The following is a 26500-nucleotide window of genomic DNA, read 5'->3' on the forward strand; positions in this document are numbered from 1 at the left end:
CTCCCCTTCGAGCTCATGACCTGGGCAGAAACAGCCGGACAGGGTTAGAGTAACCGAACGATCGGTCGGGACAAGGGGGCCTGCCGCATCTGTGGAAAACCCCGTGCGGGAGGATCGCGCACATGACAGCACTCGACCTCAGCAGCACCGTGGGCGTCGTCGGCAGCGGCACCATGGGCCAGGGCATCGCCCAGGTCGCACTCGTCGCGGGCCATCCCGTCCGGCTGTACGACACCGTCCCCGGGCGGGCCGCCGAGGCGGCCGCGGCGATCGGCGCCCGCCTCGACCGGCTCGTCGAGCGGGACCGGATGACGGCCGGTGACCGGGACGCGGCCCGCGCCCGGCTGCTGCCCGCCGAGCGGCTCACCGAGTTCGCCGACTGCGCCCTGGTCGTGGAGGCCGTCCTGGAGCGGCTGGAGGCCAAGCAGGAGCTGTTCCGGGACCTGGAGGACATCGTCGCCGACGACTGTCTGCTCGCCACCAACACCTCCTCGCTGTCGGTGACGGCGATCGGTGGCGGCCTGCGCAGCGCCTCCCGGCTGGTGGGCCTGCACTTCTTCAACCCGGCCCCGCTGCTGCCGCTGGTCGAGGTGGTCTCCGGGTTCGCCACCGACGTCACGTCGGCCACGCGCGCGTACGAGACCGCCCGTTCCTGGGGCAAGACGCCGGTCGCCTGTGCGGACACCCCCGGCTTCATCGTCAACCGGATCGCCCGGCCCTTCTACGCCGAGGCGTTCGCGGTGTACGAGGCGCAGGCCGCCGACCCGGCCACGATCGACGCGGTGCTGCGCGAGAGCGGCGGCTTCCGGATGGGCGCCTTCGAACTCACCGACCTGATCGGCCAGGACGTCAACGAGTCCGTCACGCACTCCGTGTGGCAGGCCTTCTTCCAGGACGTCCGCTTCACGCCCTCGCTGGCCCAGCGCCGGCTCGTCGAGTCCGGCCGGCTCGGCCGCAAGACGGGACACGGCTGGTACGACTACGAGGACGGCGCGGAACGCCCCGAACCGCACACCGCCGAACCGGCCGAGCCACCCGCGTACGTCGTCGCCGAGGGCACCCTGGGCCCGGCCGCCGAGCTGCTCGCGATGATCCGCGAGACCGGCATCCAGGTCCGCGAGGAGGACGAGGACCACGGCACCCGCCTGGTGCTGCCCAGCGGCGGCCAGCTGGTCCTCGCCGACGGCCAGACCTCGGTGGAGTTCCGGGACGTCGTCTACTTCGACCTCGCCCTGGACTACCGCCGCGCCACCCGGATCGCCCTGTCCGCCGGGCACGACACGCTGCCCCGGACGCTCACCGAGGCCGTGGGCCTCTTCCAGGCGCTCGGCAAGCAGGTCAGCGTCATCGGAGACGTCCCCGGCATGATCGTGGCCCGCACGGTCGCCCGGATCGTCGACCTCGCGCACGACGCCGTCGCCAAGGGAGTCGCCACCGAGGAGGACATCGACACCGCGATGCGCCTGGGCGTCAACTACCCGCTCGGCCCCTTCGAGTGGAGCCGCCGTCTGGGCCGCGACTTCGCCTACGACCTCCTCGACGACCTGCACCTGCGCGACCCGAGCGGCCGCTACGCGCCCTCCCTCGCGCTCTACCGGCACGCCTACGCCACCGAGAAGCGGGAGGGCGCCTCATGACCACCGCCAAGCGCGACACCTACACCCCCGAGACGCTGCTCTCGGTGGCCGTCCAGGTGTTCAACGAGCGCGGCTACGACGGCACCTCCATGGAGCACCTCTCCAAGGCGGCCGGCATCTCCAAGTCCTCGATCTACCACCACGTCTCGGGCAAGGAGGAACTGCTGCGCCGCGCGGTCAGCCGGGCCCTGGACGGTCTGTTCGCGATCCTCGACGAGGAGGCCGCGCGCGTGGGCGGTGCCGCCGACCGCCTGGAGCACGTCGTGCGCCGCATGGTCGAGGTGCTGATCACCGAACTGCCGTACGTGACGCTGCTGCTGCGGGTGCGGGGCAACACCGACACCGAGCGGTGGGCGCTGGAGCGGCGCCGGGACTTCGACCACCGGGTGGCCGACCTGCTGAAGGCGGCCGCCGCCGAGGGCGACGTGCGCGGCGACATCGAGGTGCGGCTGGCGACCCGGCTGGTGTTCGGCATGGTCAACTCGATCGTGGAGTGGTACCGGCCGGACGGGCACGGCGCGAGCGAGCGCGAGGTCGCCGACGCGGTCGTGCGGCTGGCCTTCACCGGCCTGCGCGCCCACTGACGGCGCCCCCGGCCGCCGTCGGCGGGGGTCAGCCGTTGTCCAGGTCCAGGTCCTCCTCCTCGAACACCAGCAGCGTGCGGGTGCTGAGCACCTCGGGGATGGCCTGGAGCCGGGTCAGCACCAGCTCGCGCAACGCCCGGTTGTCGGGCGTGTGCACCAGCAGCAGTACGTCGAAGTCCCCGCCCACCAGGGCGATGTGGGAGGCGCCGGGCAGCTCCCGCAACCGCTCGCGGACCGTGCGCCAGCTGTTCTGGACGATCTTCAGCGTGATGTACGCCGAGGTGCCCTGGCCGGCCCGCTCGTGGTCCACCCGGGCGCCGAAACCACGGATCACCCCGTCCTCGACGAGACGGTTGATACGCGCGTAGGCGTTGGCGCGCGAGACGTGGACGCGTTCGGCGACCGCTCGTATCGAGGCGCGGCCGTCCGCCTGGAGGATTTGCAGGATGTCCTGGTCGATGGCGTCCAGCGGCCGGGCGGGCGGCAGCGCGGCACGGTCCTGCGGGCCTTCGGCCATTTGTTCAGGTGCCATGTCCCCCCGCCTCCCTGTCATGGACGTACTGCGTTCATTCCAGGTTGTGGAGAACCGTTTGTCCACAGCCTCGGGGCGCCTGTAGCCAAAATGTGTCGGCGACCGAACAATCGGTAGGTGGGACGGGTCACAGGCGATCCGTCTCCCGTACCCCCACGAGGAGGTGCCGTCATGACGGTCATGGAGCAGCGCGACGCCTACCGTCCGTCGCCGCCGCCCGCCTGGCAGCCCCGGACGGACCCCGCGCCGCTGCTGCCCGACGAGCGTCCGTACCGCGTCCTGGGCACGGCGGCGGCCGCCAAGGCCGACCCGGAGCTGCTGCGCCGGCTGTACACCCAGCTCGTCCGCGGCCGCCGCTACAACGCACAGGCCACCGCCCTCACCAAACAGGGCCGGCTCGCCGTCTACCCCTCCAGCACCGGCCAGGAGGCCTGCGAGGTCGCCGCCGCGCTCGCCCTCCAGGAGCGCGACTGGCTCTTCCCCAGCTACCGCGACACCCTCGCCGTGGTCGCCCGGGGCGTGGACCCGGTCGAGGCGCTCACCCTGCTGCGCGGCGACTGGCACACCGGCTACGATCCCGGCGCCCACCGCGTGGCCCCGCTCTCCACCCCGCTCGCCACCCAGCTCCCGCACGCCGTCGGCCTGGCCCACGCGGCCCGCCTCAAGGGCGACGACGTGGTGGCGCTGGCCATGGTCGGCGACGGCGGCACCAGCGAGGGCGACTTCCACGAGGCGCTGAACTTCGCCGCCGTCTGGCAGGCGCCGGTCGTCTTCCTGGTCCAGAACAACGGCTTCGCCATCTCCGTGCCGCTCGACAAGCAGACCGCCGCGCCCTCCCTGGCCCACAAGGCCGTCGGCTACGGCATGCCGGGCCGCCTGGTCGACGGCAACGACGCGGCCGCCGTGCACGAGGTCCTCTCCGACGCCGTGCGGCACGCGCGCGAGGGAGGCGGCCCCACCCTGGTCGAGGCGGTCACCTACCGGATCGACGCCCACACCAACGCCGACGACGCCACCCGCTACCGCGGCGACTCCGAGGTCGACGCCTGGCGCGACCACGACCCGATCCTGCTCCTGGAGCGCGAGTTGACCGACCGCGGACTGCTCGACGAGGACTTCGCGCGCCACGCACGCGAGGACTCCGAGACCATGGCCGCCGACCTGCGCGAGCGCATGAACCGCGACCCGGAACTCGACCCCATGGACCTCTTCGACCACGTCTACGCCGAGACCACCACGCAGCTGCGCGAGCAGCGCGCGCTGCTGCGGGCCGAGCTGGAGGCCGAGCAGGACGACCACCCGGAAGGCGGCCCGCGATGACGACCGTCGCCGTCAAACCGGCCACCATGGCCCAGGCGCTCACCCGCGCGCTGCGCGACGCGCTCGCCGCCGACCCGTCCGTGCACGTCATGGGCGAGGACGTCGGCACCCTCGGCGGGGTCTTCCGGGTCACCGACGGCCTCGCCAAGGAGTTCGGCGAGACCCGCTGCACCGACACCCCCCTCGCGGAGGCCGGCATCCTCGGCACCGCCGTCGGCATGGCCATGTACGGGCTGCGCCCGGTCGTGGAGATGCAGTTCGACGCCTTCGCCTACCCGGCGTTCGAGCAACTGATCAGCCACGTCTCCAGGATGCGCAACCGCACCCGGGGCCGGATGCCGCTCCCGATCACCGTCCGCATCCCCTACGGCGGCGGCATCGGCGGCGTCGAGCACCACAGCGACTCCTCCGAGGCCTACTACATGGCCACCCCCGGTCTGCACGTCGTCACCCCGGCCACCGTCGCCGACGCCTACGGCCTCCTCCGGCAGGCCATCGCCTCCGACGACCCGGTCGTCTTCCTCGAACCCAAGCGGCTGTACTGGTCCAAGGACTCGTGGAACCCCGAGCACCCGGCGGACGTTGAACCCATCGGCCGCGCGGTGGTGCGCCGTACCGGGCGCAGCGCCACGCTCATCACCTACGGCCCGTCCGTACCGGTCTGCCTCGAAGCCGCCGAGGCCGCCCAGGCGGAGGGCTGGGACCTGGAAGTCGTCGACCTGCGCACCCTGGTGCCGTTCGACGACGAGACGGTCTGCGCCTCCGTACGGCGCACCGGGCGTGCGGTCGTCGTGCACGAGTCGGGCGGGTTCGGCGGCCCGGGTGGAGAGATCGCGGCACGCGTGACCGAGCGCTGCTTCCACCACCTGGAGGCGCCGGTGCTGCGCGTGGCCGGGTTCGACATCCCGTATCCGCCGCCGATGCTGGAGCGTCACCACCTGCCCGGTGTGGACCGCATCCTGGACGCGGTGGCGCGTCTGCAATGGGAGGCCGAGGGCTGATGGCACAGGTGCTGGAGTTCAAACTGCCCGACCTCGGGGAGGGGCTCACCGAGGCGGTGATCGTCACCTGGCTGGTCCAGGTCGGCGAGGTCGTCGCGATCGACCAGCCGGTCGTCGAGGTCGAGACGGCCAAGGCGATGGTCGAGGTGCCCTGCCCCTACGGCGGTGTGGTCACCGCGCGCTTCGGCGAGGAGGGCACCGAACTGCCCGTCGGTTCTCCCCTGCTGACGGTCGCCGTCGGCGAAACCGCCAGCGTCCCCGAGGCGGAGGGCTCCGGCAACGTCCTGGTGGGCTACGGCACGGGTACGCCCCCGGCACGCCGCCGACGGGTGCGCGCCGCCGTCCCCGAGCGGCCCGACGGCACGGCCGACACACGTGTGCCTACACCGCCGGTCCAGGTCACCCAGTCCCCGGTCACCCAGACCAGGGTCGCCCAGACTCAGGCCACCCGGGCGCCGGTCGCCCAGACCCAGGCCACCCAGGCCCCGGTCGCCGAGACCCGGGTCGCCCAGGTTCCGGTCGCCCAGACCCCGGTTGCCGAGACCCTGCTCACCGAGGCCCCTGTCGCCGAGGGGCCCGTCCCGGTGATCTCGCCGCTGGTCCGCCGTCTCGCCCGGGACAACGATCTGGATCTGCGCCGGCTGTCCGGATCGGGTCCCGACGGACTCATCCTGCGCGCCGACGTCGAGGACGCCCTGCGGGTCAACGCGGCCCGTGCCGCCGTCAAGGCCGCACCGCCGAAGCCCGCGGGTACCCGCACGCCCCTCAAGGGGATCCGGGGCGCGGTCGCCGACAAGCTCTCCCGCAGCCGCCGGGAGATCCCCGACGCGACCTGCTGGGTGGACGCCGACGCGACCGAGCTGATGCGCGCGCGGACCGTGATGAACGCGGCAGCCGGTCCGAGGATCTCCCTTCTCGCGCTGCTCGCCCGGATCTGCACGGCGGCCCTCGCCCGCCACCCCGAGCTGAACGCCTACGTCGACACCGAGGCCCGCGAGATCGTCCAACTCGACCACGTCCACCTGGGGTTCGCCGCCCAGACGGACCGGGGCCTGGTCGTGCCGGTGGTCCGGGACGCCCACACCCGCGACGCCGAGTCCCTGACGGCCGAGTTCGCCCGCCTCACCGAGTCCGCCCACGCCGGCACCCTGACCCCCGGGGAACTCACGGGCGGCACCTTCACGTTGAACAACTACGGCGTCTTCGGCGTCGACGGCTCCACCCCGATCATCAACCACCCGGAGGCGGCGATGCTGGGCGTGGGCCGCATCGTCCCCAAACCGTGGGTGCACGAGGGGGAGTTGGCGGTCCGCCAGGTGGTCCAGCTGTCCCTCACCTTCGACCACCGGGTCTGCGACGGCGGCACGGCAGGAGGGTTCCTGCGCTACGTGGCCGACTGCGTGGAGAACCCGGCGGTACTTCTCAGAACGCTCTAGGCCCCGCCCACCGAGAGGCACGGGGAACCGACCGCCTGTTCCCCGTGATCAGAACGCACCCCATACTCGAAAGGTGACCGCCACCGACCCACCCCTCTACGACGCGATCGTGCTGGCCGGCGGCGCCGCCCGGCGCCTCGGCGGAGCCGACAAGCCCGCCGTCCGGGTGGGCGGCCGCCCGCTGCTCGACCGGGTCCTCGCGGCCTGCGCCGGTGCCGAACAGACCGTCGTCGTGGCGGACCCCCGCCCCACCTCCCGCCCGGTCCGCTGGACCCGCGAGGACCCCCCGGGCGGCGGCCCGGTCGCCGCCCTCGGCGCAGGTCTGCGCCACAGCACCGCCGCCTACGCGGTCGTGCTCTCGGCCGACCTTCCGTTCCTCGAAGAGGCCACGGTGCGGCGGCTGTTGACGGTCCTCGCCGCCTCCGGCGCCGACGCCGCGCTGCTCACCGACGTCGACGGCAGGGACCAGCCCCTGGTGGCGGCCTACCGCACGGCCGCGCTACGGCAGGCCCTCTCGGCTCTCGTCGTGGGCGACCAGGGCCTCACCGGCCTTCCCCTGCGGCGCCTCACCGCCGCGCTGAACCTCACCCGCGTCCCGGACCCCCTCGCGTCCTTCGACTGCGACACCTGGGACGACATCGCCGACGCCAGGGCACGTATCAGGGAGCATGGTCACGTGTTGGATGAATGGATCTCCGCAGTCAAGGACGAGCTGGGCATCGACCTGGACGTCGACTTCCGCCTGCTGCTCGACGTGGCCCGGGACGCCGCGCACGGGGTGGCCCGCCCGGCCGCCCCGCTGACCACGTTCCTGGTCGGCTACGCGGCCGCCCAGGGCAAGGGCGGCCCGGAGGCGGTCGCCGAGGCCGCGCACAAGGCCGCCGCGCTGGCGCTGCGCTGGGCGGAGGAGACGAAGGCCGCGGACAGCCCGGCCGCCGCCGACAGCCCGGCCGTGGACAGTCCGGCAGCCGGCGACCCGGCAGCCGGCGACCCGGGTTCCGAACCCCCCGCCCCCGGGCCCGGCCGGTGACCGCCCCAGGCGTCCGGACCGGCGCGCCCGCCGGGGACACCGACGACGAGCTCGACGTCGAGGAGGCGCTCGCCCTCGTGAGAGAGCCCCGAGAGCCCACGGAGTCCGGAGAGTCCAGGGACCCCCGGGACTCCCGAGGTCCCCGAGGGGACGCGGCCCCCGCTCCCCACGGCGAGCACCCGCACGACCGGCCCGCCCACGGCGACCCCGCGGCCCACCGCCACCGCGCCACCCCCTGGCCCCAGGCCCGCGAGATCGCCGCCCGCGCCGCCCGGGCCGGTGCCCGCCGCGCCCCCCTCTCCGTCCCGCTGGCCGACGCCCTCGGCCTGGCCCTGGCCGCCCCGCTGGACGCACTGACCGACCTGCCCTCCTTCGACACCTCCGCGATGGACGGCTGGGCGGTGGCCGGTCCCGGCCCCTGGGACGTCCGGGAGGAGCGTGTGCTCGCCGGACACACCCAGCCGGAGCCGCTCACCGACGGCGAGGCGGTCCGCATCGCCACCGGTGCCCGGGTCCCGGCGGACAGCACCGCGGTGCTGCGCAGCGAGCACGGCCGTACCGACGCCCAGGGCCGGCTGCACGCCACCCGCGAGACCGCGCACGGCCAGGACATCCGCCCGCGCGGCCAGGAGTGCCGGAGCGGCGACCAGCTGCTGCCCGTCGGCACCCTGGTCACCCCGGCCGTCCTGGGTCTCGCCGCGGCGGCCGGCTACGACACCGTCACCGTCGTCCCCCGTCCTCGCGCCGAAGTCCTGATCCTGGGCGACGAGTTGCTCACCGAGGGGCTGCCGAGCGAAGGGCACATCCGGGACGCGCTCGGCCCGATGCTGCCGCCCTGGCTGCGCGCACTCGGCGCCGAGGTCACCGCCGTCCGCCGGCTCGGCGACGATGCCAGGGCCCTGCGCAAGGCGATCACCTCCTCGACGGCCGACCTGATCGTCACCACCGGCGGCACCGCCTCAGGCCCGGTCGACCACGTCCACCCCACCCTGGAACGCCTCGGGGCCGAACTGCTCGTCGACGGCGTCAAGGTGCGCCCGGGCCACCCGATGCTGCTCGCCCGCACCAAGGAGGGCCAGCACCTCGTCGGCCTCCCCGGCAACCCCCTGGCCGCCGTCTCCGGCCTGCTCACCCTCGCCGAACCGCTGCTGCGCACCCTCGCCGCCCACCCGGCGCCCGAGCCGTACGCGCTGTCACTGGCGGAAACGGCGCACGGGCACCCGTACGACACCCGGCTCATCCCGGTCGTGCTGCGCGGGGACAGCGCGATCCCCCTGCACTACAACGGCCCGGCCATGCTGCGCGGGGTCGCCGCGGCCGACGCGCTCGCGGTCGTACCGCCGGGCGGAGCGCAGCGGGGTGCGGAGACGGAGCTTCTCGACCTGCCGTGGGCGGCCGCGGGCATCGGAGTGTGTTTCACGTGAAACTTCCCGGCCATGACGCCATAGCCCGCCAGGCGGACGAACACCTGGTGCCCCATCGGGTGAAACTGCCGAGGAAGGTGGTGGAGCGCCCGATCCGCCAGGTCGCCAAGCGGCTGATCATGGCCCTGCTGGTGCTCGTCGCCACCGCGTTGATCGTCTACGCCGACCGTGACGGTTACAACGACACCTCGGACAGCTCGATCGACCTGCTCGACGCCTTCTACTACGCGACCGTCACCCTCTCCACGACCGGCTACGGCGACATCACCCCGGTCAGCGACGGCGCCCGGCTCATCAACATCTTCGTCATCACGCCCCTGCGCGTGCTGTTCCTGATCATCCTGGTCGGCACCACGCTGGAAGTCCTCACCGAACGCACCCGGGAGGAGTGGCGGCAGAACCGCTGGAGGTCCACCTTGCGCGATCACACCGTCGTCGTCGGCTTCGGCACGAAGGGACGCTCGGCGATCCAGACCGTCTGCGCGACCGGGCTGAAGGCCGAACAGGTCGTGGTGGTCGATCCCAGCTCCAAGGTGATCGAGGCGGCCACCGCCGAGGGATACGCGGGGGTCATCGGGGACGCGACCCGCAGCGAGGTGCTGAAGCGCGCCGAGGTGCAGCGGGCCCGGCAGATCATCATCGCCACCCAGCGCGACGACACCGCGGTCCTGGTCACCCTGACCGCCCGGCAGCTCAACAAGGGCGCGAAGATCGTGGCGGCGGTCCGCGAGGAGGAGAACGCGCCGCTGCTCAAGCAGTCCGGCGCCGACGCCGTCATCACCAGCGCCAGCGCGGCCGGCCGGCTGCTGGGTCTTTCCGTGCTCAGCCCCGCCGCCGGCATGGTCATGGAGGACCTCATCCAGCAGGGCAGCGGCCTGGACCTGGTGGAGCGCCCGGCGGTCAAGTCCGAGGTCGGCAGGACCCCGCGCGAGACGACCGACCTGGTGGTCAGCGTCCTGCGCGGACACCGGGTGCTCGGTTACGACGACCCGGCCGTCGGCACCATCCAGCTGACCGACCGCCTGATCACCATCGTCCGCGCCTCCCCGGGCGCCCAGGTCGCGCCGGACATACGGCCGCTGCCCCGCGCCTGACCGGGCGAGCGGCCGGTCCTGCCACCGTCGGGGCCGGACCGGGTGGGGAGTAGCGTCGCCGGCATGCATGCGATCACGATTCCCGAACCCGGAGGACCCGAGGCGCTGGTGTGGGACGAGGTCCCCGACCCGGTGCCCGGCGAAGGCGAAGTGCTGGTCGAGGTGGCGGCCAGCGCCGTCAACCGCGCCGACATCATGCAACGACAGGGCTTCTACGACCCGCCGCCGGGCGCGTCCGTGTATCCCGGTCTCGAGTGCTCAGGGCGGATCACCGCGATCGGCGCCGGAGTCTCCGGCTGGTCGGTCGGCGACGAGGTGTGCGCGCTGCTCGCGGGCGGCGGCTACGCCGAGCAGGTCGCCGTCCCGGCCGGGCAGCTGCTGCCGGTCCCCGACGGAGTGGACCTCCGGCAGGCCGCCGCACTGCCCGAGGTGGCCTGCACGGTCTGGTCGAACGTCTTCATGATCTCCCACCTGCGCCCCGGCGAGACGCTGCTCGTGCACGGCGGTTCCAGCGGCATCGGCACCATGGCGATCCAGTTGGGCAAGGCGGTCGGCGCCAAGGTCGCGGTCACCGCGGGCACCAAGGAGAAGCTGGACTTCTGTGCCGAACTAGGTGCGGACATCCTCGTCAACTACCGCGAGCAGGACTTCGTCGAAGAGGTGAAGGCGGCCACCGACGGCGCCGGCGCCGACGTCATCCTCGACAACATGGGCGCCAAGTACCTGGACCGGAACGTGCAGGCCCTCGCGGTCAACGGACGGCTGGCGATCATCGGTATGCAGGGTGGCGTCAAGGGCGAGCTGAACATCGGCGCGCTGCTCGGCAAGCGGGCCGCGATCAGCGCGACCTCGCTGCGGGCCCGACCGCTCGCCGAGAAGGCGGCGATCGTCGCGGCGGTACGGGAGCATGTGTGGCCGCTGATCACCCAGGGTCATGTCCGTGCGATCGTCGACCAGGAGCTGCCGATGGCCGAGGCCGCCCAGGCACACCGGGTGGTGGAGGCCAGCACGCACATCGGCAAGGTCCTGCTGACCGTCGGCTAGCGGGCTCCCGGGCCGGGCTCCCGGCTCCCGGGCCGCGGTGGTCGGTCCGGGAGCCCGGACAGCACACCTAGCTCCGCCGCACCCGCAGTCCTATGAAGGCGAGGCCGAGTCCGAGGCCGACCAGGACCAGGCCGCTGCCGAGCGGCAGGATGTCCAGCACGGGCTCGGTGCCGTCGTCCTGGCCGGGGGCGATGGCCTGGTGGACGGGCGGCGGCTGCGGCGAGGCGGGGACCAGGACGGCGTCCCCGGGCGGCTGCGCGGCGGTGGCGGACGGTCTCCCGGCGTCGTTCCCCGCGGGCTCCGACGCCGTCGTCCCGTCCGGGTCGTCGTCCGGTACGGCGCCCGGGTCGTCGGCCTGGTCGGCGCCCGGGTCATCGGCCTGGCCGTCGTCCGGTGCCGCGTCCGGGTCGTCGTCACCCGCCACCGCCACCGCCGGTCCCAGGGGCCGCCCCGGTCGCAGCCGGCCCTCACCGGCCACGGTTCCGGCCAGGGACGGCTCGGGGGAGGCCGGGGAGCCGGTGGAGTCCGAAGGCCCGGGCCTGGGTCCGGGCTCGTGGGCGGTGGCCGTGCCGCAGGGCAGCAGGGCCGTCGCGAGCACGAGCAGCAGGCGGGCCGGCGTGAGCCGTATACCGCCGAGGGTGGTTCGCAGCCTTGGAGTCACGTCGGTGACCTCCTGGAGCACGGTCGAACGTCGGGGCCGACGCTCCTCAGACTCACATGTGCCGGCATACCCGGCATTTCTGGTTCGGCCGATGGGTCTACGGGCGGTCCTGGGCCCGTGGGAACGGTGGATCAGTCCCGATGGGGGGCGCCACGGTGGTGAGGTGTACGGGTGCGAGAGAATGGCGGCATGGAGATGCCGAGGAACGAACGGTCGCCCGAGAACCCGCAGATCCTGGTCGTGGGCCAGGACGGAATGGCTCTCGGCGGCGGCAACGGGGACGAGGACTCCCGCGAGATCCCGGTGACGGAGATGGTGGAGCAGCCCGCCAAGGTCATGCGGATCGGCAGCATGATCAAGCAGCTGCTGGAGGAGGTGCGGGCGGCTCCCCTGGACGAGGCCAGCCGGGTCCGGCTCAAGGAGATCCACGCCAGCTCCGTGAAGGAGCTGGAGGACGGGCTGGCGCCGGAGCTGGTGGAGGAACTGGAGCGGCTCTCGCTGCCGTTCACCGAGAACTCGACCCCCTCCGACGCGGAACTGCGCATCGCGCAGGCTCAGTTGGTGGGATGGCTGGAGGGGCTCTTCCACGGTATCCAGACGACCCTGTTCGCCCAGCAGATGGCTGCCCGCGCCCAGCTGGAGCAGATGCGCCGCGCGCTGCCGCCGGGCGTCGGTCACGACGGCGAGGAGCACGGCCAGGCCGGCCGCACCGGCGGGCCGTACCTCTAGCAGGACCTCGTAGCAGGACCTCGTAGCAGCACCCCACAGCAGGACCTCGTAGCAGGCGAAAGGGCCCGGCGCGCCACCGCCGGGCCCTTCCTATGTCCTCGTGCCTTTCTTACGCCCCCGTACCCCTCTTGTGTCCTCGTGCCTCAGCCGGTGGCCGGGTTGCCCGTGGACACCTTGAGCTCGATGGTCGGCACGTCCTTCGGGTCGACGTCCGTACCGGAGGACGGGAACTGGTCCATGATCGTGCCGTCGCCGTACGTGTTCTCGTCCACCGGGGTGACCTTCATCTTCCAGCCCGCGGCCTGGAAGCACGCCTTGACCGACTTGATGTACTTGAACTTGAAGTCCGGGACCCGCACCTTCTTGGGGTCGTTGTAGGACTCCTCGGGCTCGGTGCACTCGGTCGTCTCGATCGTCTTGGCGGTGTCGGGCCCGCGGTAGCCCGAGGCGTGGGAGGCCGAGGCGCTCGCGGTGCCGCTGCCGCCTGCGTCGTCCGAGCCGCCGCCGTCGCCGTTGTCGTTCAGCGTCAGGGCCACGACCAGGCCGATCACCGCGATCAGCGAGACCGCGATCGACCCGATGACCACCGGCCGGTTGCCCTTCCCGCCGCCACCGCCCCCCGCACCGGTGGAAACCGTCTGCGGGGTCATGTTGTACGGCGGCGGGGTCGACGGCGTCGGCTGGGCGTACCCGGCCGGGGTCGGGTAGCCCGCCTGCTGCGGATAGCCGTAGGCGGGTGACGGGGCCGGTGCCGGGGTGCCGTACGGATTCGGGCCGGGGGCCGGCTGGTACGGCGTCTGCACCGGCCCGGGAGGCGCCGGGGTGGCCTGGTCGACGGGCGGGAACACCGCGGAGCCGACCCCGGAGCCGCTCTGGGTCCGCGGGACGCCCGGCACGATGCTGGGCGCGGCCGGCTGGAGCGAGGCGGCCACCCGCAGGCACTCGTCGCGCATGGACTCGGCGGTCGGGAAGCGCTCGTTCGGGTTCTTCTTCAGGGCGCGGGCGATCAGCGCGTCCACGGCCGGGGGCAGGGAGCTGTTGATCGAGGAGGCGACGGCCGGCTCCTCCTGGACATGCGCGTACGCGATCGCCAGCGGCGAGTCCGCGTCGAACGGCAGCCGTCCCGTGACCAGCTGGAACAGCATGATGCCGACCGAGTACAGGTCGGAACGGGCGTCCACGCCCCGGCCGAGGGCCTGCTCCGGGGAGAGGTACTGCGGGGTGCCGACGACCATGCCGGTCTGGGTCATCGAGGTGACCCCGGACTGCATGGCACGGGCGATGCCGAAGTCCATCACCTTGACGACCCCGCGCTTGGTCATCATCACGTTGCCGGGCTTGATGTCGCGGTGGACCAGGCCCATCTCGTGGCTGATCTCCAGCGCGGCCAGCACATCGGCGGTGATCTTCAGCGCCTTGTCGGCGGGCATCGCGCCGTGCTGCCGTACGTCCTCGTCCAGCACCGAGCCGAGCGGGCGGCCCTCGACGTACTCCATGACGATGTACGGCATCGTGGCGCCGTCGAGCGCGTCCTCGCCGGTGTCGAAGACGGAGACGATGTTGGTGTGCGTGAGCTTGGCCACGGCCTGGGCCTCGCGGCGGAAACGCTCGCGGAAGGCCTGCTCCCGGCCGAGTTCGGTGTGCAGGGTCTTGATCGCGACCTGCCGGTCCAGGACCGAGTCGTACGCCAGGTGCACGGAGGCCATGCCGCCCTCGCCGAGCAGGTCGCGCAGCTGGTAGCGGCCGCCGGCCAGAGCCCGCCCCGTGTAACGGCCATGTGTGCCGTCCTGGCTCATTTTCCCCGTCCCCCGCCCGGCAACTCAGGCACCCTTGTTGATCGAATGTCTCATTCCCGCCCAAGTCTGCCCCAGGGCACTGACACGTCAAGCGCGGTGCCCGTTCCGTGACCGTACGCGAAAGAAGAGTCGCGGAAGCGTTACAGCGGGCGTACGCCCGGTACACAGAATTTGCACGACGGCGAGTGGTAGGGGTTTGATGACCGGTCCGTCCACGGGCCGGATCCCGGACCTGCGGGTTGCGCGGAGGCTGTAGCGTGGCCGACGGAGACCGTGACAACACCGCGCGCACCGCGGGCAGAAACGACGGCGAGGACCGATGGCACAGACGCACAGCGCCCAGGGCCCGTCCGACCCCGAGGCGACTGGCGGCGGTATGTCAGACGCGCCGGAGATGTGGGGCAACCAGGGCCTGGTCGGCGACGGCCGGTACCGGCTGACCCACCGTCTCGGCCGGGGCGGCATGGCCGAGGTGTTCGCCGCCGAGGACGTACGGCTCGGCCGTACCGTGGCGGTCAAGCTGCTCCGGGCCGACCTGGCGGAGGACCCGGTCTCCAAGGCCCGCTTCACGCGCGAGGCACAGTCCGTCGCCGGCCTCAACCACCATGCCATCGTGGCGGTGTACGACTCCGGCGAGGACGTCGTCGGCGGCCAGTCGGTGCCGTACATCGTGATGGAGCTGGTCGAGGGGCACACCATCCGTGACCTGCTGATCAACGCCGAGGCGCCGGGCCCCGAGCAGGCCCTCACCATCGTCTCCGGGGTGCTGGACGCGCTGGCCTACTCGCACCAGCACGGCATCGTGCACCGCGACATCAAGCCGGCCAACGTCATCATCACGCAGACCGGTTCCGTCAAGGTGATGGACTTCGGCATCGCCCGCGCCCTGCACGGCGCGTCCACGACGATGACGCAGACCGGCATGGTCATGGGCACGCCCCAGTACCTGTCGCCGGAGCAGGCGCTCGGCAAGGCCGTCGACCACCGCTCCGACCTGTACGCCACCGGCTGCCTGCTGTACGAACTCCTCGCGCTGCGGCCGCCGTTCATCGGCGAGACCCCGCTGTCGGTGGTCTACCAGCACGTCCAGGACATCCCGGTGCCGCCGTCCCAGACCTCCGAGGGCGCGGCCCCGCCGGAACTGGACGGCCTGGTCATGCGCTCGCTCGCCAAGGAGCCCGACGACCGTTTCCAGACCGCCGAGGAGATGCGCGGCCTGGTCCAGTACGGCATCCAGATGCTGTACGACCAGGGCGGCCACACCGGCACCTGGAACACCGGCCCGGTCGCCGTGCACGACGGCCGGCACACCCCGGCGGCGGGGTTCGCCGGTACGACCGTGATGCCGCATCCGACCGCCTCCGGGACCACGCAGATCCCGCAGCCGATCCTGCCGTCCGGCTACGGCGGCGGGGACGAGGGCGGTTTCGAGGGCCACGGCAACAAGGGCAGCGGGCGCGGCAAGCTGTGGATCCTGGCCGTCCTCGCGGTGATCGCCATCGCGGCGGGCGTCGCGCTGGCGCTGAACAAGGGCGGTGGCGGCGACGGCGGCGGGTCGGGGGCGACGGAGTCCCCGTCCGTCTCGCAGAGCACCAAGGACGAGACGCCCAGCTCCAGCCCCTCCGACGAGGCCAGCGACACGGCCACGGACACGGAGACCGGCACGAGCGGTTCGGGCACCGGCAACAACAACCACTACACGCCGTCGCCGACCCCGACGTACAGCCAGTCCCAGGAGCAGAGCAGCGAGCCGAGCGACGAGCCGAGCGACACGGCGAGCGCCTCGCAGCCCACCGACACGGCGAGCTCGCCGGACACCCAGCCCTCCGACACGACGGGCACGGGTGGCGACGACGGCGGGGACGTCGGCAACACGATCTCGGGCGTGGGCGGCGGTTGAAGGACACCCACACCCTTCGGTCACTGAGAAGGTGCCCTCCGGCGATCCGGGGGGCACCTTCTCGTGCGACGGGCCGGCGTCACGCCACGAACGCGTCGCACACCGCGTCGTACTCCCCGGTCCACCACACGGCGAGGGCCGAGGCGGCCGGGAACTGCGGGTCGGCGCGGGTGTCGCCGCGCTCGTAGTGCCAGCGCAGCATCCAGAAGTCGTTGAGCCGCTCCCACCACACCCGGTGCACGGCCGCCGCCAGTTCCGAGGGCGTGGCGCCGGCCGCGCGCCGGTACGCGCGCGCGTACGCGCGCACCTTGCGCAGGTCCAGCGCGCCCGCCGGGCGGACGAAGAAGATCACGGCGGCGCGTACCGCCTCCTCCGCGCGGGGCTGCACCCCGAGCCGGTCCCAGTCGACGATCGCGGCGGGGGCGTCGTCGTCCTTGTAGAGCAGGTTGAACGGGTGGAAGTCGCCGTGCACCCAGCCCACCGAACCACCGCGCGGCGGGCGCCGGCCGGCGTGCTGTTCCAGGAGCGCCCGGCGTTCGAGGAGCCGGTGGCGGGCGAGTTCGTCGAAGGCGTCGGCGGGGCGGTGGCGGCTGACCTGGGTGAGCAGGTCGTCGATGAGCGCGAAGGTGTCGGCGGGGTCGGCGCTCTCCACGGGATGAGGGCTGGTGGCCGGTCGGGTGCGCCCCTTGGGCGGCATCACGCGCTCCAGACAGGCGTGCACGGCGCCCAGGAGCGCACCGAGCCGTACGCACTCCCCGCGCGTGAGCTGTCCGCCGTGCCGGTGCCTGCCGTCGATCCAGGGGTGCAGCGCGTAGGCGTGCCCGCCGACCACCGCGACCGTACGGCCCTCGCGGTGGGCCAGCGGCGGGGCGACCGGGACGCCGAGGGCGGCGAGGCGCTGGGTGGCCAGATGACGGCGCTCGATGGCCGCCGGGTCGGCCGTGTCCGGGTCGAAGTGGTGTTTGAGGAAGTAGCGGCCGCGGGTGGTGCAGAGGCGGTAGCCGCGGTTGAGCAGGCCCTGTTCGACGGGCTCGCAGGCGAGCGCGGAACCGGCGGCGTACAGCCGGAGCAGGGCGCCCAGAGGGGGCGCGTGGGGCACGAGGGGTGGTACGGATAAGCGCGGCACGCGGGAGATGCTAGGGCACGTATTCCAGCCGTGACCTGGGGATTGTTGCACACAGTCGCTGATGGTCGCTTTCGGTCACAGCATGGACCGTGACGAACTCGGGTGCGACGGATTCGCGCTCGGGCGCGCCGACGCGGCGGGGCCGGTTACTCACTGGGACTCTTCCCGTCACCTGGTCCCGCGGGATAACGTGCCGTTGCTCCGGCGTCCTGCAAGGCTCTGACCAGCTAGCTTCCGGCCCGCGTCGCTCCACTGGGGAACCCAAGCGGAAAGTACTTGGATTTCCAAGCAAAAACGCAGGTCAGGAGGGGTTTCACAGAAATGTGGAGCACTGGGTAACGTGCATGTTGCAGGGCGCTCGCCGGGGCACCTGTCACGCCTGTTCCCGGCCGAGTGGCACACACCCCGTGCCACGGGTGTCGGAAGCAGGTGAGCCGCACTGGTTCACCCGGCAACCCCGGGGGCCGGACCGACGGAGGAGCACACGTGAGCGTGGACAGCAGTGCCGCGGGCACACCGCGACGCAGCGCCGCAGGCAAGGCCGGTACCACCGGCAGCAAGACCGGCACCAAGCGCACCACCAGCCGCACCACCAGCCGCACCACCACTCGTACCACGGCCAAGAAGAGCACCGATCCCGAGCTCGTACAGCTGCTGACCCCCGAGGGCAAGCGGGTCAAGAACGCCGAGTACGACGCCTATGTCGCCGGGATCACCCCCGACGAACTGCGCGGCCTGTACCGCGACATGGTGCTCACCCGCCGTTTCGACGCCGAGGCCACCGCCCTCCAGCGCCAGGGCGAACTGGGCCTGTGGGCCTCCCTGCTCGGCCAGGAGGCCGCGCAGATCGGCTCCGGACGCGCCACCCGCGAGGACGACTACGTCTTCCCGACCTACCGCGAGCACGGCGTCGCCTGGTGCCGCGGGGTCGACCCGACCAACCTGCTGGGCATGTTCCGCGGCGTCAACCACGGCGGCTGGGACCCCAACAGCAACAACTTCCACCTCTACACGATCGTCATCGGCTCCCAGACGCTGCACGCCACCGGCTACGCGATGGGCGTCGCCAAGGACGGCGCGGACAGCGCGGTGATCGCCTACTTCGGCGACGGCGCGTCCAGCCAGGGCGACGTCGCCGAATCGTTCACCTTCTCCGCGGTCTACAACGCGCCGGTGGTGTTCTTCTGCCAGAACAACCAGTGGGCGATCTCCGAGCCGACCGAGAAGCAGACCCGCGTCCCGCTCTACCAGCGTGCCCGGGGCTTCGGCTTCCCCGGTGTCCGCGTCGACGGCAACGACGTGCTGGCCTGCCTCGCGGTCACCAAGTGGGCGCTGGAGCGGGCCCGCAACGGCGAGGGCCCGACGCTGGTCGAGGCGTACACCTACCGGATGGGCGCCCACACCACGTCCGACGACCCGACCAAGTACCGGGCCGACGAGGAGCGCGAGGCCTGGGAGGCGAAGGACCCGATCCTGCGCCTGCGCCGGTACCTGGAGGCCGCAAACCACGCGGACGAGGGATTCTTCGCGGAACTCGAGACCGAGTCCGAGGCGTTGGGCAGGCGAGTGCGCGAAGCGGTACGGGCCATGCCGGACCCGGACAACTTCGCCGTCTTCGAGAACGTGTACGCGGACGGGCATGCGCTCGTCGACGAGGAACGAGCCCAGTTCGCCGCCTACCAGGCGTCGTTCGCGGACGTCGAGGGGGTCTGATCATGGCGGAGAAGATGGCTCTGGCCAAGGCGATCAACGAGTCGCTGCGCCGCGCCCTGGAAACGGACCCGAAGGTCCTCGTCATGGGCGAGGACGTCGGCAAGCTCGGTGGCGTCTTCCGGGTCACCGACGGCCTTCAGAAGGACTTCGGCGAGAGCCGTGTCATCGACACCCCGCTCGCCGAGTCCGGCATCGTGGGCACCGCGATCGGCCTCGCCCTGCGCGGCTACCGCCCGGTGGTGGAGATCCAGTTCGACGGCTTCGTCTTCCCGGCCTACGACCAGATCGTCACCCAGCTCGCGAAGATGCACGCCCGCTCGCTGGGCAAGGTCAAGATGCCGGTCGTGGTCCGGATCCCCTACGGCGGCGGCATCGGCGCGGTGGAGCACCACTCCGAGTCCCCGGAGGCGCTGTTCGCGCACGTGGCCGGCTTGAAGATCGTCTCCCCGGCCAACCCCTCGGACGCCTACTGGATGATGCAGCAGGCCATCCAGAGCGACGACCCGGTGATCTTCTTCGAGCCCAAGCGCCGCTACTGGGACAAGGGCGAGGTCGACACGGAGGCCATCCCCGGCCCGCTGCACAAGGCCCGCGTGGTCCGCGAGGGCACCGACCTGACGCTCGCCGCCTACGGCCCGATGGTGAAGCTCTGCCAGGAGGTCGCCGACGCGGCCGCCGAGGAGGGCAAGTCCCTGGAGGTCCTTGACCTCAGGTCCGTCTCCCCGCTGGACTTCGACGCCGTCCAGGCCTCGGTCGAGAAGACCCGCAGGCTCGTCGTGGTCCACGAGGCACCGGTGTTCTTCGGCTCCGGCGCGGAGATCGCCGCCCGCATCACCGAGCGCTGCTTCTACCACCTGGAGGCCCCGGTGCTCCGGGTCGGCGGCTACCACGCGCCGTACCCGCCGGCCCGCCTGGAGGAGGAGTACCTACCGGGTCTGGACCGGGTGCTCGACACCGTCGACCGTGCCCTGGCGTACTGAGGAGAGGGTCGTGACGACGATGACGGAAGCGTCCGTACGCGAGTTCAAGATGCCGGACGTGGGCGAGGGGCTCACCGAGGCCGAGATCCTCAAGTGGTACGTCCAGCCCGGCGACACGGTCACCGACGGCCAGGTCGTGTGCGAGGTCGAGACCGCCAAGGCGGCCGTCGAACTGCCCATCCCCTACGACGGGGTGGTGCGCGAGCTGCGCTTCGCCGAGGGCACCACGGTGGACGTGGGCACCGCGATCATCGCGGTCGACGTGGCGGGCGGGGCCCCCGCCGAGGCCGCGGCGGAGGAGCCCGCCGCCGCGGCGCCGGAGGCGGAGCCGAAGCCGGAGGGCCGCCAGCCGGTCCTCGTCGGCTACGGCGTCGCCGCCTCCTCCACGAAGCGGCGCCCGCGCAAGGGTCCGGAGCCGACGGCCGCCGAGGCCGCGGTCCAGGCGGCGGTCCAGGGCGAACTGAACGGGCACACCCACGAGCCCGCCGCCGCCCTCGCCCCGCAGGAGCGCCCGCGGCCGCTTGCCAAGCCGCCGGTGCGCAAGCTGGCGAAGGACCTCGGGGTGGACCTGGCCACGGTGACCCCGTCGGGTCCGGACGGCGTCATCACGCGCGAGGACGTGCACGCGGCGGTGGCGGCCGTGCCCACGGAAGCCCCTCAGCCGGCGGCCGTCCCGGCGGCCTCTGCCGCTCCCGCGGCCCCCGTCGCCGCGTACGACACGGCCCGCGAGACCCGCGTCCCCGTCAAGGGCGTCCGCAAGGCCACTGCGGCGGCGATGGTCGGCTCGGCGTTCACGGCGCCGCACGTCACGGAGTTCGTGACGGTGGACGTGACGCGCACGATGAAGCTCGTCGAGGAGCTGAAGCAGGACAAGGAGATGCAGGGCCTGCGGGTCAACCCGCTGCTCCTCATCGCCAAGGCCCTGCTGGTCGCCATCAAGCGCAATCCGGACATCAACGCGTCCTGGGACGAGGCGAACCAGGAGATCGTGCTCAAGCACTACGTCAACCTGGGCATCGCCGCGGCCACCCCGCGGGGGCTGATCGTCCCGAACATCAAGGACGCCCACGCGAAGACGCTGCCGCAGCTGGCCGGGTCGCTGGGTGAACTGGTCACGACCGCCCGGGACGGCAAGACGTCGCCGGCCGCGATGCAGGGCGGCACGGTCACCATCACCAACGTCGGCGTCTTCGGCATCGACACGGGCACCCCGATCCTCAACCCGGGCGAGGCGGCGATCCTGGCGGTCGGCGCGATCAGGCTCCAGCCGTGGGTCCACAAGGGCAAGGTCAAGCCCCGTCAGGTCACCACGCTGGCGCTCAGCTTCGACCACCGCTTGGTGGACGGCGAACTGGGCTCGAAGGTCCTGGCGGACGTCGCGGCCATCCTGGAACAGCCGAAGCGGCTGATCACCTGGGGCTGACCGTCTGCGAGAAGTGAGAGAAGGGCGGGACCGTGACTTCCAGTCACGGTCCCGCCCTTCTTCGAGCTGTCCCGGTATGCCGAAGGCCCGCCGCGCAAGTCGCGGCGGGCCTTCGGGAGGAGCGGGTCAGATCGTCGCGAAGCCGTAGTTCAGGAGCTTCGTGGCGTCCGTGGCGCGCTGGGTGATCGACGAGGAGGCGAGGACGGTGCCGATGACCGTCTTGCCGTTGCGGGTGGCGGCGAACACCAGGCAGTACTTGGCCTCGGGGCCGGAGCCGGTCTTGATGCCGATCGCACCGCTGTAGCTGCTGAGTAGCGTGTTGGTGTTGGTCCACGCCGACATGGTGCGGGTGGAACCGGTCTTGGTGATCGTCTTCGCCGTGTACTTCTTCGTCTTGACGACCGTGCGGAAGGTGGAGTTCTTCATCGCGCTGCTGGCGATCTTCGTCAGGTCGCGCGGCGTCGAGTAGTTGTTGCCGTTGCCGATGCCGTCGAAGGAGTCGAAGTGGGTGTGCGTCAGACCCAGGTTCTTCGCGGCGGTGTTCATCTTGCCGATGAAGTTGGAGACGCGCTTGGCTCGCGTGGTGCCGGAGCCGTACTTGTCGGCGAGGGCGTAGGCCGCGTCGCAGCCGGAGGGCAGCATCAGCCCGTAGAGCAGCTGGCGGACGGTGACCTTGTCGCCGACGATGAGGTGCGCCTGGGAGGCGTTGTTGGCGACGACGTAGTCGCTGTAGGCCTTCTGGATGGTGACCTTGGCGTCCAGGTTCAGGTTGGACTGCGCGAGCACGACCTTGGCGGTCATGATCTTCGTGGTCGAGCCGGTGGACAGCTTGGTGTCCGCCGCCTTCGTGTACAGCGTCTTCGCGTTGGCGTTGTTCATCACGTAGCCGCCCTTGGCCACGATCGAGGGCTTGGTGACGGCCTGCGCGGGCGCCGCGGTGAGGGCCCCGGTCGCCAGCATCGCGCCGGACGTGACGGCGACGGCGACGGCCTTGCGGAGGCGGGTGCCCTTAATACCGGTAATCAACTGAAATACCCCGAGTCGAGTCGAGTCGTAATGCCCCTGGCGTGCGGCCGAGTTGGGGGTGCCGAAGCGAGTGGGGCCGCATGTGTGTGACACGTAAGTAGCACAGATGGTTGTGCGGCCGCTGAGAGCGATTTACGTCACGTCCGGATGGTGGACGAAGGGGCCGCTTGCGTACGTGTTGTATCTATGCTGTAGGCATGCCTCTGGCCGTCAAACAGCCCCCTGCCGCCGACCGTGTCTACTCCCATGTCAAACAAGCAGTCCTGGACCGCCGTTACGAAGGCGGCACGCTGCTCACCGAGGGCGAGCTGGCCGAGGCCGTCGGGGTGTCCCGCACCCCGGTCCGCGAGGCGCTGCTCCGCCTCGAGGTCGAGGGTCTGATCAGGCTCTACCCGAAGAAGGGCGCCATGGTGCTGCCCGTCTCCGCGCAGGAGATCGCGGACGTGGTGGAGACCCGGATGCTGGTCGAGGAACATGCGGTGCGCAAGGCCGTACCGGCCTCGCCGACGCTGGTGGCCCGCCTCGGGGAACTGCTGGAGCGGCAGAAGACCGAGGCCGCCGCGGGTGACCTGGCCGCCGCGGCCGTCACCGACCGCTGCTTCCACGCCGAGATCGTCCGCGACGGCGGCAACGAGATCCTCTCCCGCCTCTACGACCAACTGCGCGACCGTCAGCTGCGGATGGGGGTCGCGATCATGCACGCCCACCCCGACCGGATCGCCAAGTCCCTGACCGAGCACGAGGAGATCCTGGACGCGCTGCGGGCCGGGGACGCCGACCGCGCCGTCGAGCTGGTGCACCGGCACGTCGACTGGTTCTCGCACCTGGCGCGGGGTGAGGTCCGATGAGCCGCAGCGGTACGACGCTGCCCGACGACCCTCCGGGCGGCCGCCGGGCCGCCGCCGTCTGGGGCATAGGCGTCTCGGTCTACTTCGTCGCCGTCATCTTCCGTACGTCCCTCGGGGTCGCCGGCCTCGACGCGGCCGACCGCTTCCACGTCGGCGCCTCGGCGCTGTCCACCTTCTCCATCCTCCAGCTGCTGGTCTACGCCGGCATGCAGATACCCGTCGGCCTGCTGGTCGACCGCCTCGGCACGAAGAAGGTGCTGTCCATCGGCGCGGTGCTGTACACCGCCGGACAACTGGGCTTCGCGTTCTCGCCCTCGTACGGCACCGCGCTCGCCTCCCGCGCGCTGCTCGGCTGCGGTGACGCGATGACGTTCATCAGCGTGCTGCGGCTCGGCACCCGCTGGTTCCCGGTGCGCCGCGGGCCGATGATCGCCCAGTTCGCCGGCCTCGTCGGCATGGCGGGCAACCTCGTCTCCACCCTGGTCCTGGCCCGGCTGCTGCACGGCATCGGCTGGACCCCGGCGTTCGCGGGCAGCGCGCTGGCCGGTGTGGTGGTGCTGGTCCTCGTGCTGTGCTTCCTCAAGGACCACCCCGAGGGGTACGAGCCGGAGCCCTTCCCGCACCAGGGAGCGGCCTACGTACGGAAGCAGATCGCCGAGTCCTGGCGGGAGCCGGGGACCCGGCTCGGCCTGTGGGTGCACTTCACCACCCAGTTCCCGGCGATGGTGTTCCTGCTGCTGTGGGGGCTGCCGTTCCTGGTGCAGGCGCAGGGGCTGTCCCGTGCCACGGCCGGGGAACTGCTGACCCTGGTGGTGCTGTCCAACATGGCCGTCGGACTGGTCTACGGCCAGATCGTCGCCCGGCACCACACGGCCCGGCTGCCGCTGGCGCTGGGCACGGTGGCGGCGACCGCGGCGGTCTGGGCGGCGACGCTGGGGTATCCCGGCGACCACGCCCCGATGTGGCTGCTGGTCGTGCTGTGCACGGTGCTCGGCGCGTGCGGGCCGGCGTCGATGATCGGCTTCGACTTCGCGCGGCCCGCCAACCCGCCCGAGCGACAGGGGACCGCGTCCGGGATCACCAACATGGGTGGTTTCGTGGCCTCGATGACGACGTTGTTCGTGGTCGGCGTGCTGCTGGACGCGACCGGTGACAACTACACCGTGGCGTTCTCCTGCGTGTTCGTGCTCCAGGCGCTGGGCGTGAGCCAGATCCTGCGGCTGCGGGCGCGGGCGGTCCGGCGGGAACGGGAGCGGTTGGTGGCGAGCCGGGTGGAGACGGTGCACGTACCCGCGTAGGCCTTCTCCCGCGGGCGATCGGCGGGCGATCGGCGGGCGATCGGCGGGCGAGCCGTGAGGGATCGGCGGGCGAGCCGTGAGCGGTCCGTGGGCGAGCCGTGAGCGGTCCGTGGGCGACCCGCTGGCCGCCGTGACGCGCTCAGGCGGTCGTCGGTACGAGCGTGAGGTAGGCGATGCCCAGGACGCCCCGGTACGTCAGCCAGGCCGCTCGGTGGCTGTCGAGGCGTTCACGGGTCTCCCGCGCCAGGGGATGGGCGGGGTTGGCCGCCAGCCAGACCTCCGTGTCCGCCTGGTAGCCGGACTCGAACTCCTCCCACTCGTCGGGGTTCGCCGTCTCGGTCCACTCGGGGCGGAAGCCCGCGGCCACCGCCAGGTCGACCAGCGCCGGGAGCCCGTGGTGGTCGTCGGCCGAGGCACCGGGCCACATCCGGGAGAGCTCCGCGTCCGTCGGGACGCGCTGCCAGAAACCCTCGCCCAGCAGGACCCGCCCGCCGTCGGCGACCAGGCGGCGCAGCTCCCGCAGGGCGGTCACCGGATCGTCGCCCAGCGCCTGGCTCGCGCCCAGGCACAGCACCACGTCGGCCGGTCCGCGCCCGGTCCCGGTAGCGGACTCCTCGGCGAACTCCACCCGGTCCGCCAGCCCCCGCGCCTCGGCGGCCCGGCGCCCCCGCTCCAGGTCCGCCGCGTTCAGATCCACCCCGACGCCTCGCGCGCCCGGTACGGCGGCCAGCAGCCGGAGCAGCAACTCGCCCCAGCCGCAGCCGATGTCGAGCACGGTGGCCGGACGGGTCGCGGCGAGGCGCCGCACCATCGCGGTCGCGCGGGTCTCGGAGAGCGGGCCGTGGAAGGTGAGGCGGGTGAGACGGGGCGGCAGGTCTTCGCGTGGCGTGGTGGCAGCGGTCATGCCGGGCAAGGTAGGCCGCGACGCCCGCTGGGGGACAGCGAATTACCGGCGCGCGCCGTGCGGTCGCCCTACTGCGTGACCGCGAAGTGCCGCAGGATCGCCGCGGTCAGTTCCGGGTCGCCCTCCGCCTTCACCCGGTCCGCGACCGCCTCCGGGGTGGTGCGGCCGCAGGCCAGCCGGACGTAGGTCTCCCAGTCCAGGGTGAAGATGGCGGCCGGCCCGAGTGCCGGAGTGGCCTCCAGGGTGCCGCGGCCCTGGATGTCGATCCGGATCGTGCGCAGGAACTCCACCGGCCCGTGCACGTCGAAGATGACGGACGAACTGCGGGGCGCGTCCGCCTCGGTGGCCACCACCCGGGGCAGCTCGCCGAGCAGTACGTCCCGGGCGACCTGGGCGCCCGGCGAGTCCAGGTTGCCGGGCCGGCCGAGGGCCGCCCGCAGGTCCTGCTCGTGCACCCACACGTTGAACGCGTGGTTGCGCATGGCCTCTTCGAGGGGGATCTCCTTGCCCATCGGCCCGCGCACGAGGTGCCCCGGCTCCCGCGACTCGTTGCGCAGCTGGCGGTTGCGGCGGATGACCGTGTACTCCAGCTCGGAGGTCATCTCCGGCGCCGTGTGGTGGCGTCGTACGTCGACCTGCATCTCCGTGTACCGCTGGTGCTCGTTCGTGACGTGGTAGAGGTCGCGCGGCAGGGTGTGGATGGGGCGCGGGTCGCCGAGCATCTCGGAGTCCATGCCGATGACATGGGAGACGACATCGCGCACCGACCACCCCGGGCACGGCGTCCGCCGGTTCCACTCGCCCTCGACGAGGGGCGTCACCAGCTCGGATATCGCTTCGATGGAGTGGGTCCAGGCGTCGGCGTAGGGCTGGAGGGTGGGATGCAGACTCACGGAAACGGGACCCCTCGGCGGTCGGTACTCGGGCAGGTTGTGGCGGCGCTGCCAGCTGGAGGTGGGCTGCTGTCGGCGGGTGTCTTGAGACGCTAAGTTAC

The 26500-nt window shown here is 72.0% G+C and carries 23 protein-coding genes; 16 read left to right on the top strand and 7 right to left on the bottom strand.

The genetic code is table 11. The annotated features are described in order from the left end of the window. The first annotated feature begins 122 nt into the window (after positions 1–122). Together AAW13_RS19035 and AAW13_RS19040 are read left to right on the top strand one after the other, a co-directional pair. On the top strand, positions 123–1637 hold the full coding sequence (locus tag AAW13_RS19035; protein ID WP_046727657.1) for a 3-hydroxyacyl-CoA dehydrogenase: 1515 nt from the start codon (positions 123–125) through the stop codon (positions 1635–1637). Further along, the gene (locus AAW13_RS19040) at positions 1634–2221 is read left to right on the top strand and encodes a TetR/AcrR family transcriptional regulator (RefSeq protein WP_046727658.1); all 588 of its coding nucleotides are present in this window, start codon (positions 1634–1636) and stop codon (positions 2219–2221) included. The genes AAW13_RS19035 and AAW13_RS19040 overlap by 4 nt, the downstream gene beginning before the upstream one ends. 28 nt (positions 2222–2249) lie before the next feature. Here the strand turns inward: AAW13_RS19040 and AAW13_RS19045 are convergent, their stop codons facing one another. Continuing rightward, positions 2250–2738 carry an Lrp/AsnC family transcriptional regulator gene (locus AAW13_RS19045; RefSeq protein ID WP_046727659.1) on the bottom strand — a complete coding sequence of 163 codons (489 nt, stop codon included), beginning with the start codon at positions 2736–2738 and terminating at the stop codon, positions 2250–2252. A 186-nt stretch (positions 2739–2924) separates the two neighbouring features. Between AAW13_RS19045 and pdhA (AAW13_RS19050) the strand changes: the two genes are divergently transcribed. The 7 genes from pdhA (AAW13_RS19050) (at position 2925) to AAW13_RS19080 (ending at position 11102) form a co-directional block, all read left to right on the top strand. After that, on the top strand, positions 2925–4073 hold the full coding sequence (gene pdhA / locus AAW13_RS19050) for a pyruvate dehydrogenase (acetyl-transferring) E1 component subunit alpha (RefSeq protein ID WP_046727660.1): 1149 nt from the start codon (positions 2925–2927) through the stop codon (positions 4071–4073). Beyond that, positions 4070–5074, top strand: coding sequence for an alpha-ketoacid dehydrogenase subunit beta (locus AAW13_RS19055; protein WP_046727661.1), 1005 nt, complete (start codon positions 4070–4072; stop codon positions 5072–5074). Before pdhA (AAW13_RS19050) ends, AAW13_RS19055 begins: the two co-directional genes overlap by 4 nt. Beyond that, on the top strand, positions 5074–6510 hold the full coding sequence (locus AAW13_RS19060) for a dihydrolipoamide acetyltransferase family protein (RefSeq protein ID WP_046727662.1): 1437 nt from the start codon (positions 5074–5076) through the stop codon (positions 6508–6510). Before AAW13_RS19055 ends, AAW13_RS19060 begins: the two co-directional genes overlap by 1 nt. Before the next feature lie 73 nt (positions 6511–6583). After that, entirely contained in the window at positions 6584–7540 is a 957-nt protein-coding gene (locus tag AAW13_RS19065; protein WP_046727663.1) for an NTP transferase domain-containing protein, read from the top strand. Then, positions 7537–8964, top strand: a complete 1428-nt coding sequence (locus tag AAW13_RS19070; protein WP_046727664.1) for a molybdopterin molybdotransferase MoeA — start codon at positions 7537–7539, stop codon at positions 8962–8964. Before AAW13_RS19065 ends, AAW13_RS19070 begins: the two co-directional genes overlap by 4 nt. Next, complete coding sequence (locus AAW13_RS19075) at positions 8961–10058, top strand: potassium channel family protein (protein ID WP_046727665.1); 1098 nt, start codon at positions 8961–8963, stop codon at positions 10056–10058. Before AAW13_RS19070 ends, AAW13_RS19075 begins: the two co-directional genes overlap by 4 nt. 63 nt (positions 10059–10121) lie before the next feature. Beyond that, positions 10122–11102: an NAD(P)H-quinone oxidoreductase gene (locus tag AAW13_RS19080; RefSeq protein WP_046727666.1), complete on the top strand. Its 981-nt coding sequence runs from the start codon at positions 10122–10124 to the stop codon at positions 11100–11102. A gap of 67 nt (positions 11103–11169) precedes the next feature. Here AAW13_RS19080 and AAW13_RS19085 read toward each other — a convergent pair whose 3' ends face one another. Continuing rightward, on the bottom strand, positions 11170–11763 hold the full coding sequence (locus AAW13_RS19085; RefSeq protein ID WP_079178863.1) for a hypothetical protein: 594 nt from the start codon (positions 11761–11763) through the stop codon (positions 11170–11172). Between the two features lie 189 nt (positions 11764–11952). On the opposite strand from AAW13_RS19085, the gene AAW13_RS19090 reads away from it, so the two are divergent. Continuing rightward, the gene (locus AAW13_RS19090) at positions 11953–12492 is read left to right on the top strand and encodes a bacterial proteasome activator family protein (RefSeq protein ID WP_046727667.1); all 540 of its coding nucleotides are present in this window, start codon (positions 11953–11955) and stop codon (positions 12490–12492) included. A 143-nt stretch (positions 12493–12635) separates the two neighbouring features. On the opposite strand, the gene AAW13_RS19095 is transcribed toward AAW13_RS19090, so the two are convergent. Beyond that, positions 12636–14288 (bottom strand): protein kinase domain-containing protein, encoded by a 1653-nt coding sequence (locus AAW13_RS19095; protein WP_046727668.1) that lies wholly within the window; start codon positions 14286–14288, stop codon positions 12636–12638. A gap of 319 nt (positions 14289–14607) precedes the next feature. Here AAW13_RS19095 and AAW13_RS19100 point away from each other — a divergent pair, with 319 nt between their 5' ends. Then, positions 14608–16188, top strand: a complete 1581-nt coding sequence (locus tag AAW13_RS19100) for a protein kinase domain-containing protein (RefSeq protein ID WP_071659605.1) — start codon at positions 14608–14610, stop codon at positions 16186–16188. A gap of 79 nt (positions 16189–16267) precedes the next feature. Here the strand turns inward: AAW13_RS19100 and AAW13_RS19105 are convergent, their stop codons facing one another. Beyond that, positions 16268–17314, bottom strand: a complete 1047-nt coding sequence (locus AAW13_RS19105; RefSeq protein ID WP_240528651.1) for a phosphotransferase — start codon at positions 17312–17314, stop codon at positions 16268–16270. Positions 17315–17800: 486 nt separating this feature from the next. Here AAW13_RS19105 and pdhA (AAW13_RS19110) point away from each other — a divergent pair, with 486 nt between their 5' ends. The 3 genes from pdhA (AAW13_RS19110) to AAW13_RS19120 are packed head-to-tail and all read left to right on the top strand — an operon-like array spanning position 17801 to position 21430. Next, complete coding sequence (gene pdhA / locus AAW13_RS19110; protein WP_046727670.1) at positions 17801–19027, top strand: pyruvate dehydrogenase (acetyl-transferring) E1 component subunit alpha; 1227 nt, start codon at positions 17801–17803, stop codon at positions 19025–19027. A 2-nt stretch (positions 19028–19029) separates the two neighbouring features. After that, positions 19030–20007 (top strand): alpha-ketoacid dehydrogenase subunit beta, encoded by a 978-nt coding sequence (locus AAW13_RS19115; protein WP_046727671.1) that lies wholly within the window; start codon positions 19030–19032, stop codon positions 20005–20007. Positions 20008–20017: 10 nt separating this feature from the next. Next, on the top strand, positions 20018–21430 hold the full coding sequence (locus tag AAW13_RS19120) for a dihydrolipoamide acetyltransferase family protein (RefSeq protein ID WP_046727672.1): 1413 nt from the start codon (positions 20018–20020) through the stop codon (positions 21428–21430). A gap of 126 nt (positions 21431–21556) precedes the next feature. Here the strand turns inward: AAW13_RS19120 and AAW13_RS19125 are convergent, their stop codons facing one another. Beyond that, a complete protein-coding gene (locus tag AAW13_RS19125; protein WP_046727673.1) occupies positions 21557–22456 on the bottom strand; it encodes a D-alanyl-D-alanine carboxypeptidase family protein in 900 nt (299 codons plus the stop codon). A gap of 197 nt (positions 22457–22653) precedes the next feature. Here AAW13_RS19125 and AAW13_RS19130 point away from each other — a divergent pair, with 197 nt between their 5' ends. Together AAW13_RS19130 and AAW13_RS19135 are read left to right on the top strand one after the other, a co-directional pair. Next, entirely contained in the window at positions 22654–23304 is a 651-nt protein-coding gene (locus AAW13_RS19130; protein WP_046727674.1) for a GntR family transcriptional regulator, read from the top strand. After that, positions 23301–24602, top strand: coding sequence for an MFS transporter (locus AAW13_RS19135; protein WP_046727675.1), 1302 nt, complete (start codon positions 23301–23303; stop codon positions 24600–24602). The genes AAW13_RS19130 and AAW13_RS19135 overlap by 4 nt, the downstream gene beginning before the upstream one ends. A gap of 139 nt (positions 24603–24741) precedes the next feature. Here the strand turns inward: AAW13_RS19135 and AAW13_RS19140 are convergent, their stop codons facing one another. Together AAW13_RS19140 and AAW13_RS19145 are read right to left on the bottom strand one after the other, a co-directional pair. Beyond that, positions 24742–25506: an SAM-dependent methyltransferase gene (locus AAW13_RS19140; protein WP_046727739.1), complete on the bottom strand. Its 765-nt coding sequence runs from the start codon at positions 25504–25506 to the stop codon at positions 24742–24744. Positions 25507–25574: 68 nt separating this feature from the next. After that, entirely contained in the window at positions 25575–26399 is an 825-nt protein-coding gene (locus AAW13_RS19145; RefSeq protein WP_046727676.1) for a maleylpyruvate isomerase family mycothiol-dependent enzyme, read from the bottom strand. Positions 26400–26500 lie beyond the last annotated feature (101 nt).

The organism is Streptomyces humi (assembly GCF_001005085.2).
GTDB lineage: Bacteria > Actinomycetota > Actinomycetes > Streptomycetales > Streptomycetaceae > Streptomyces > Streptomyces humi.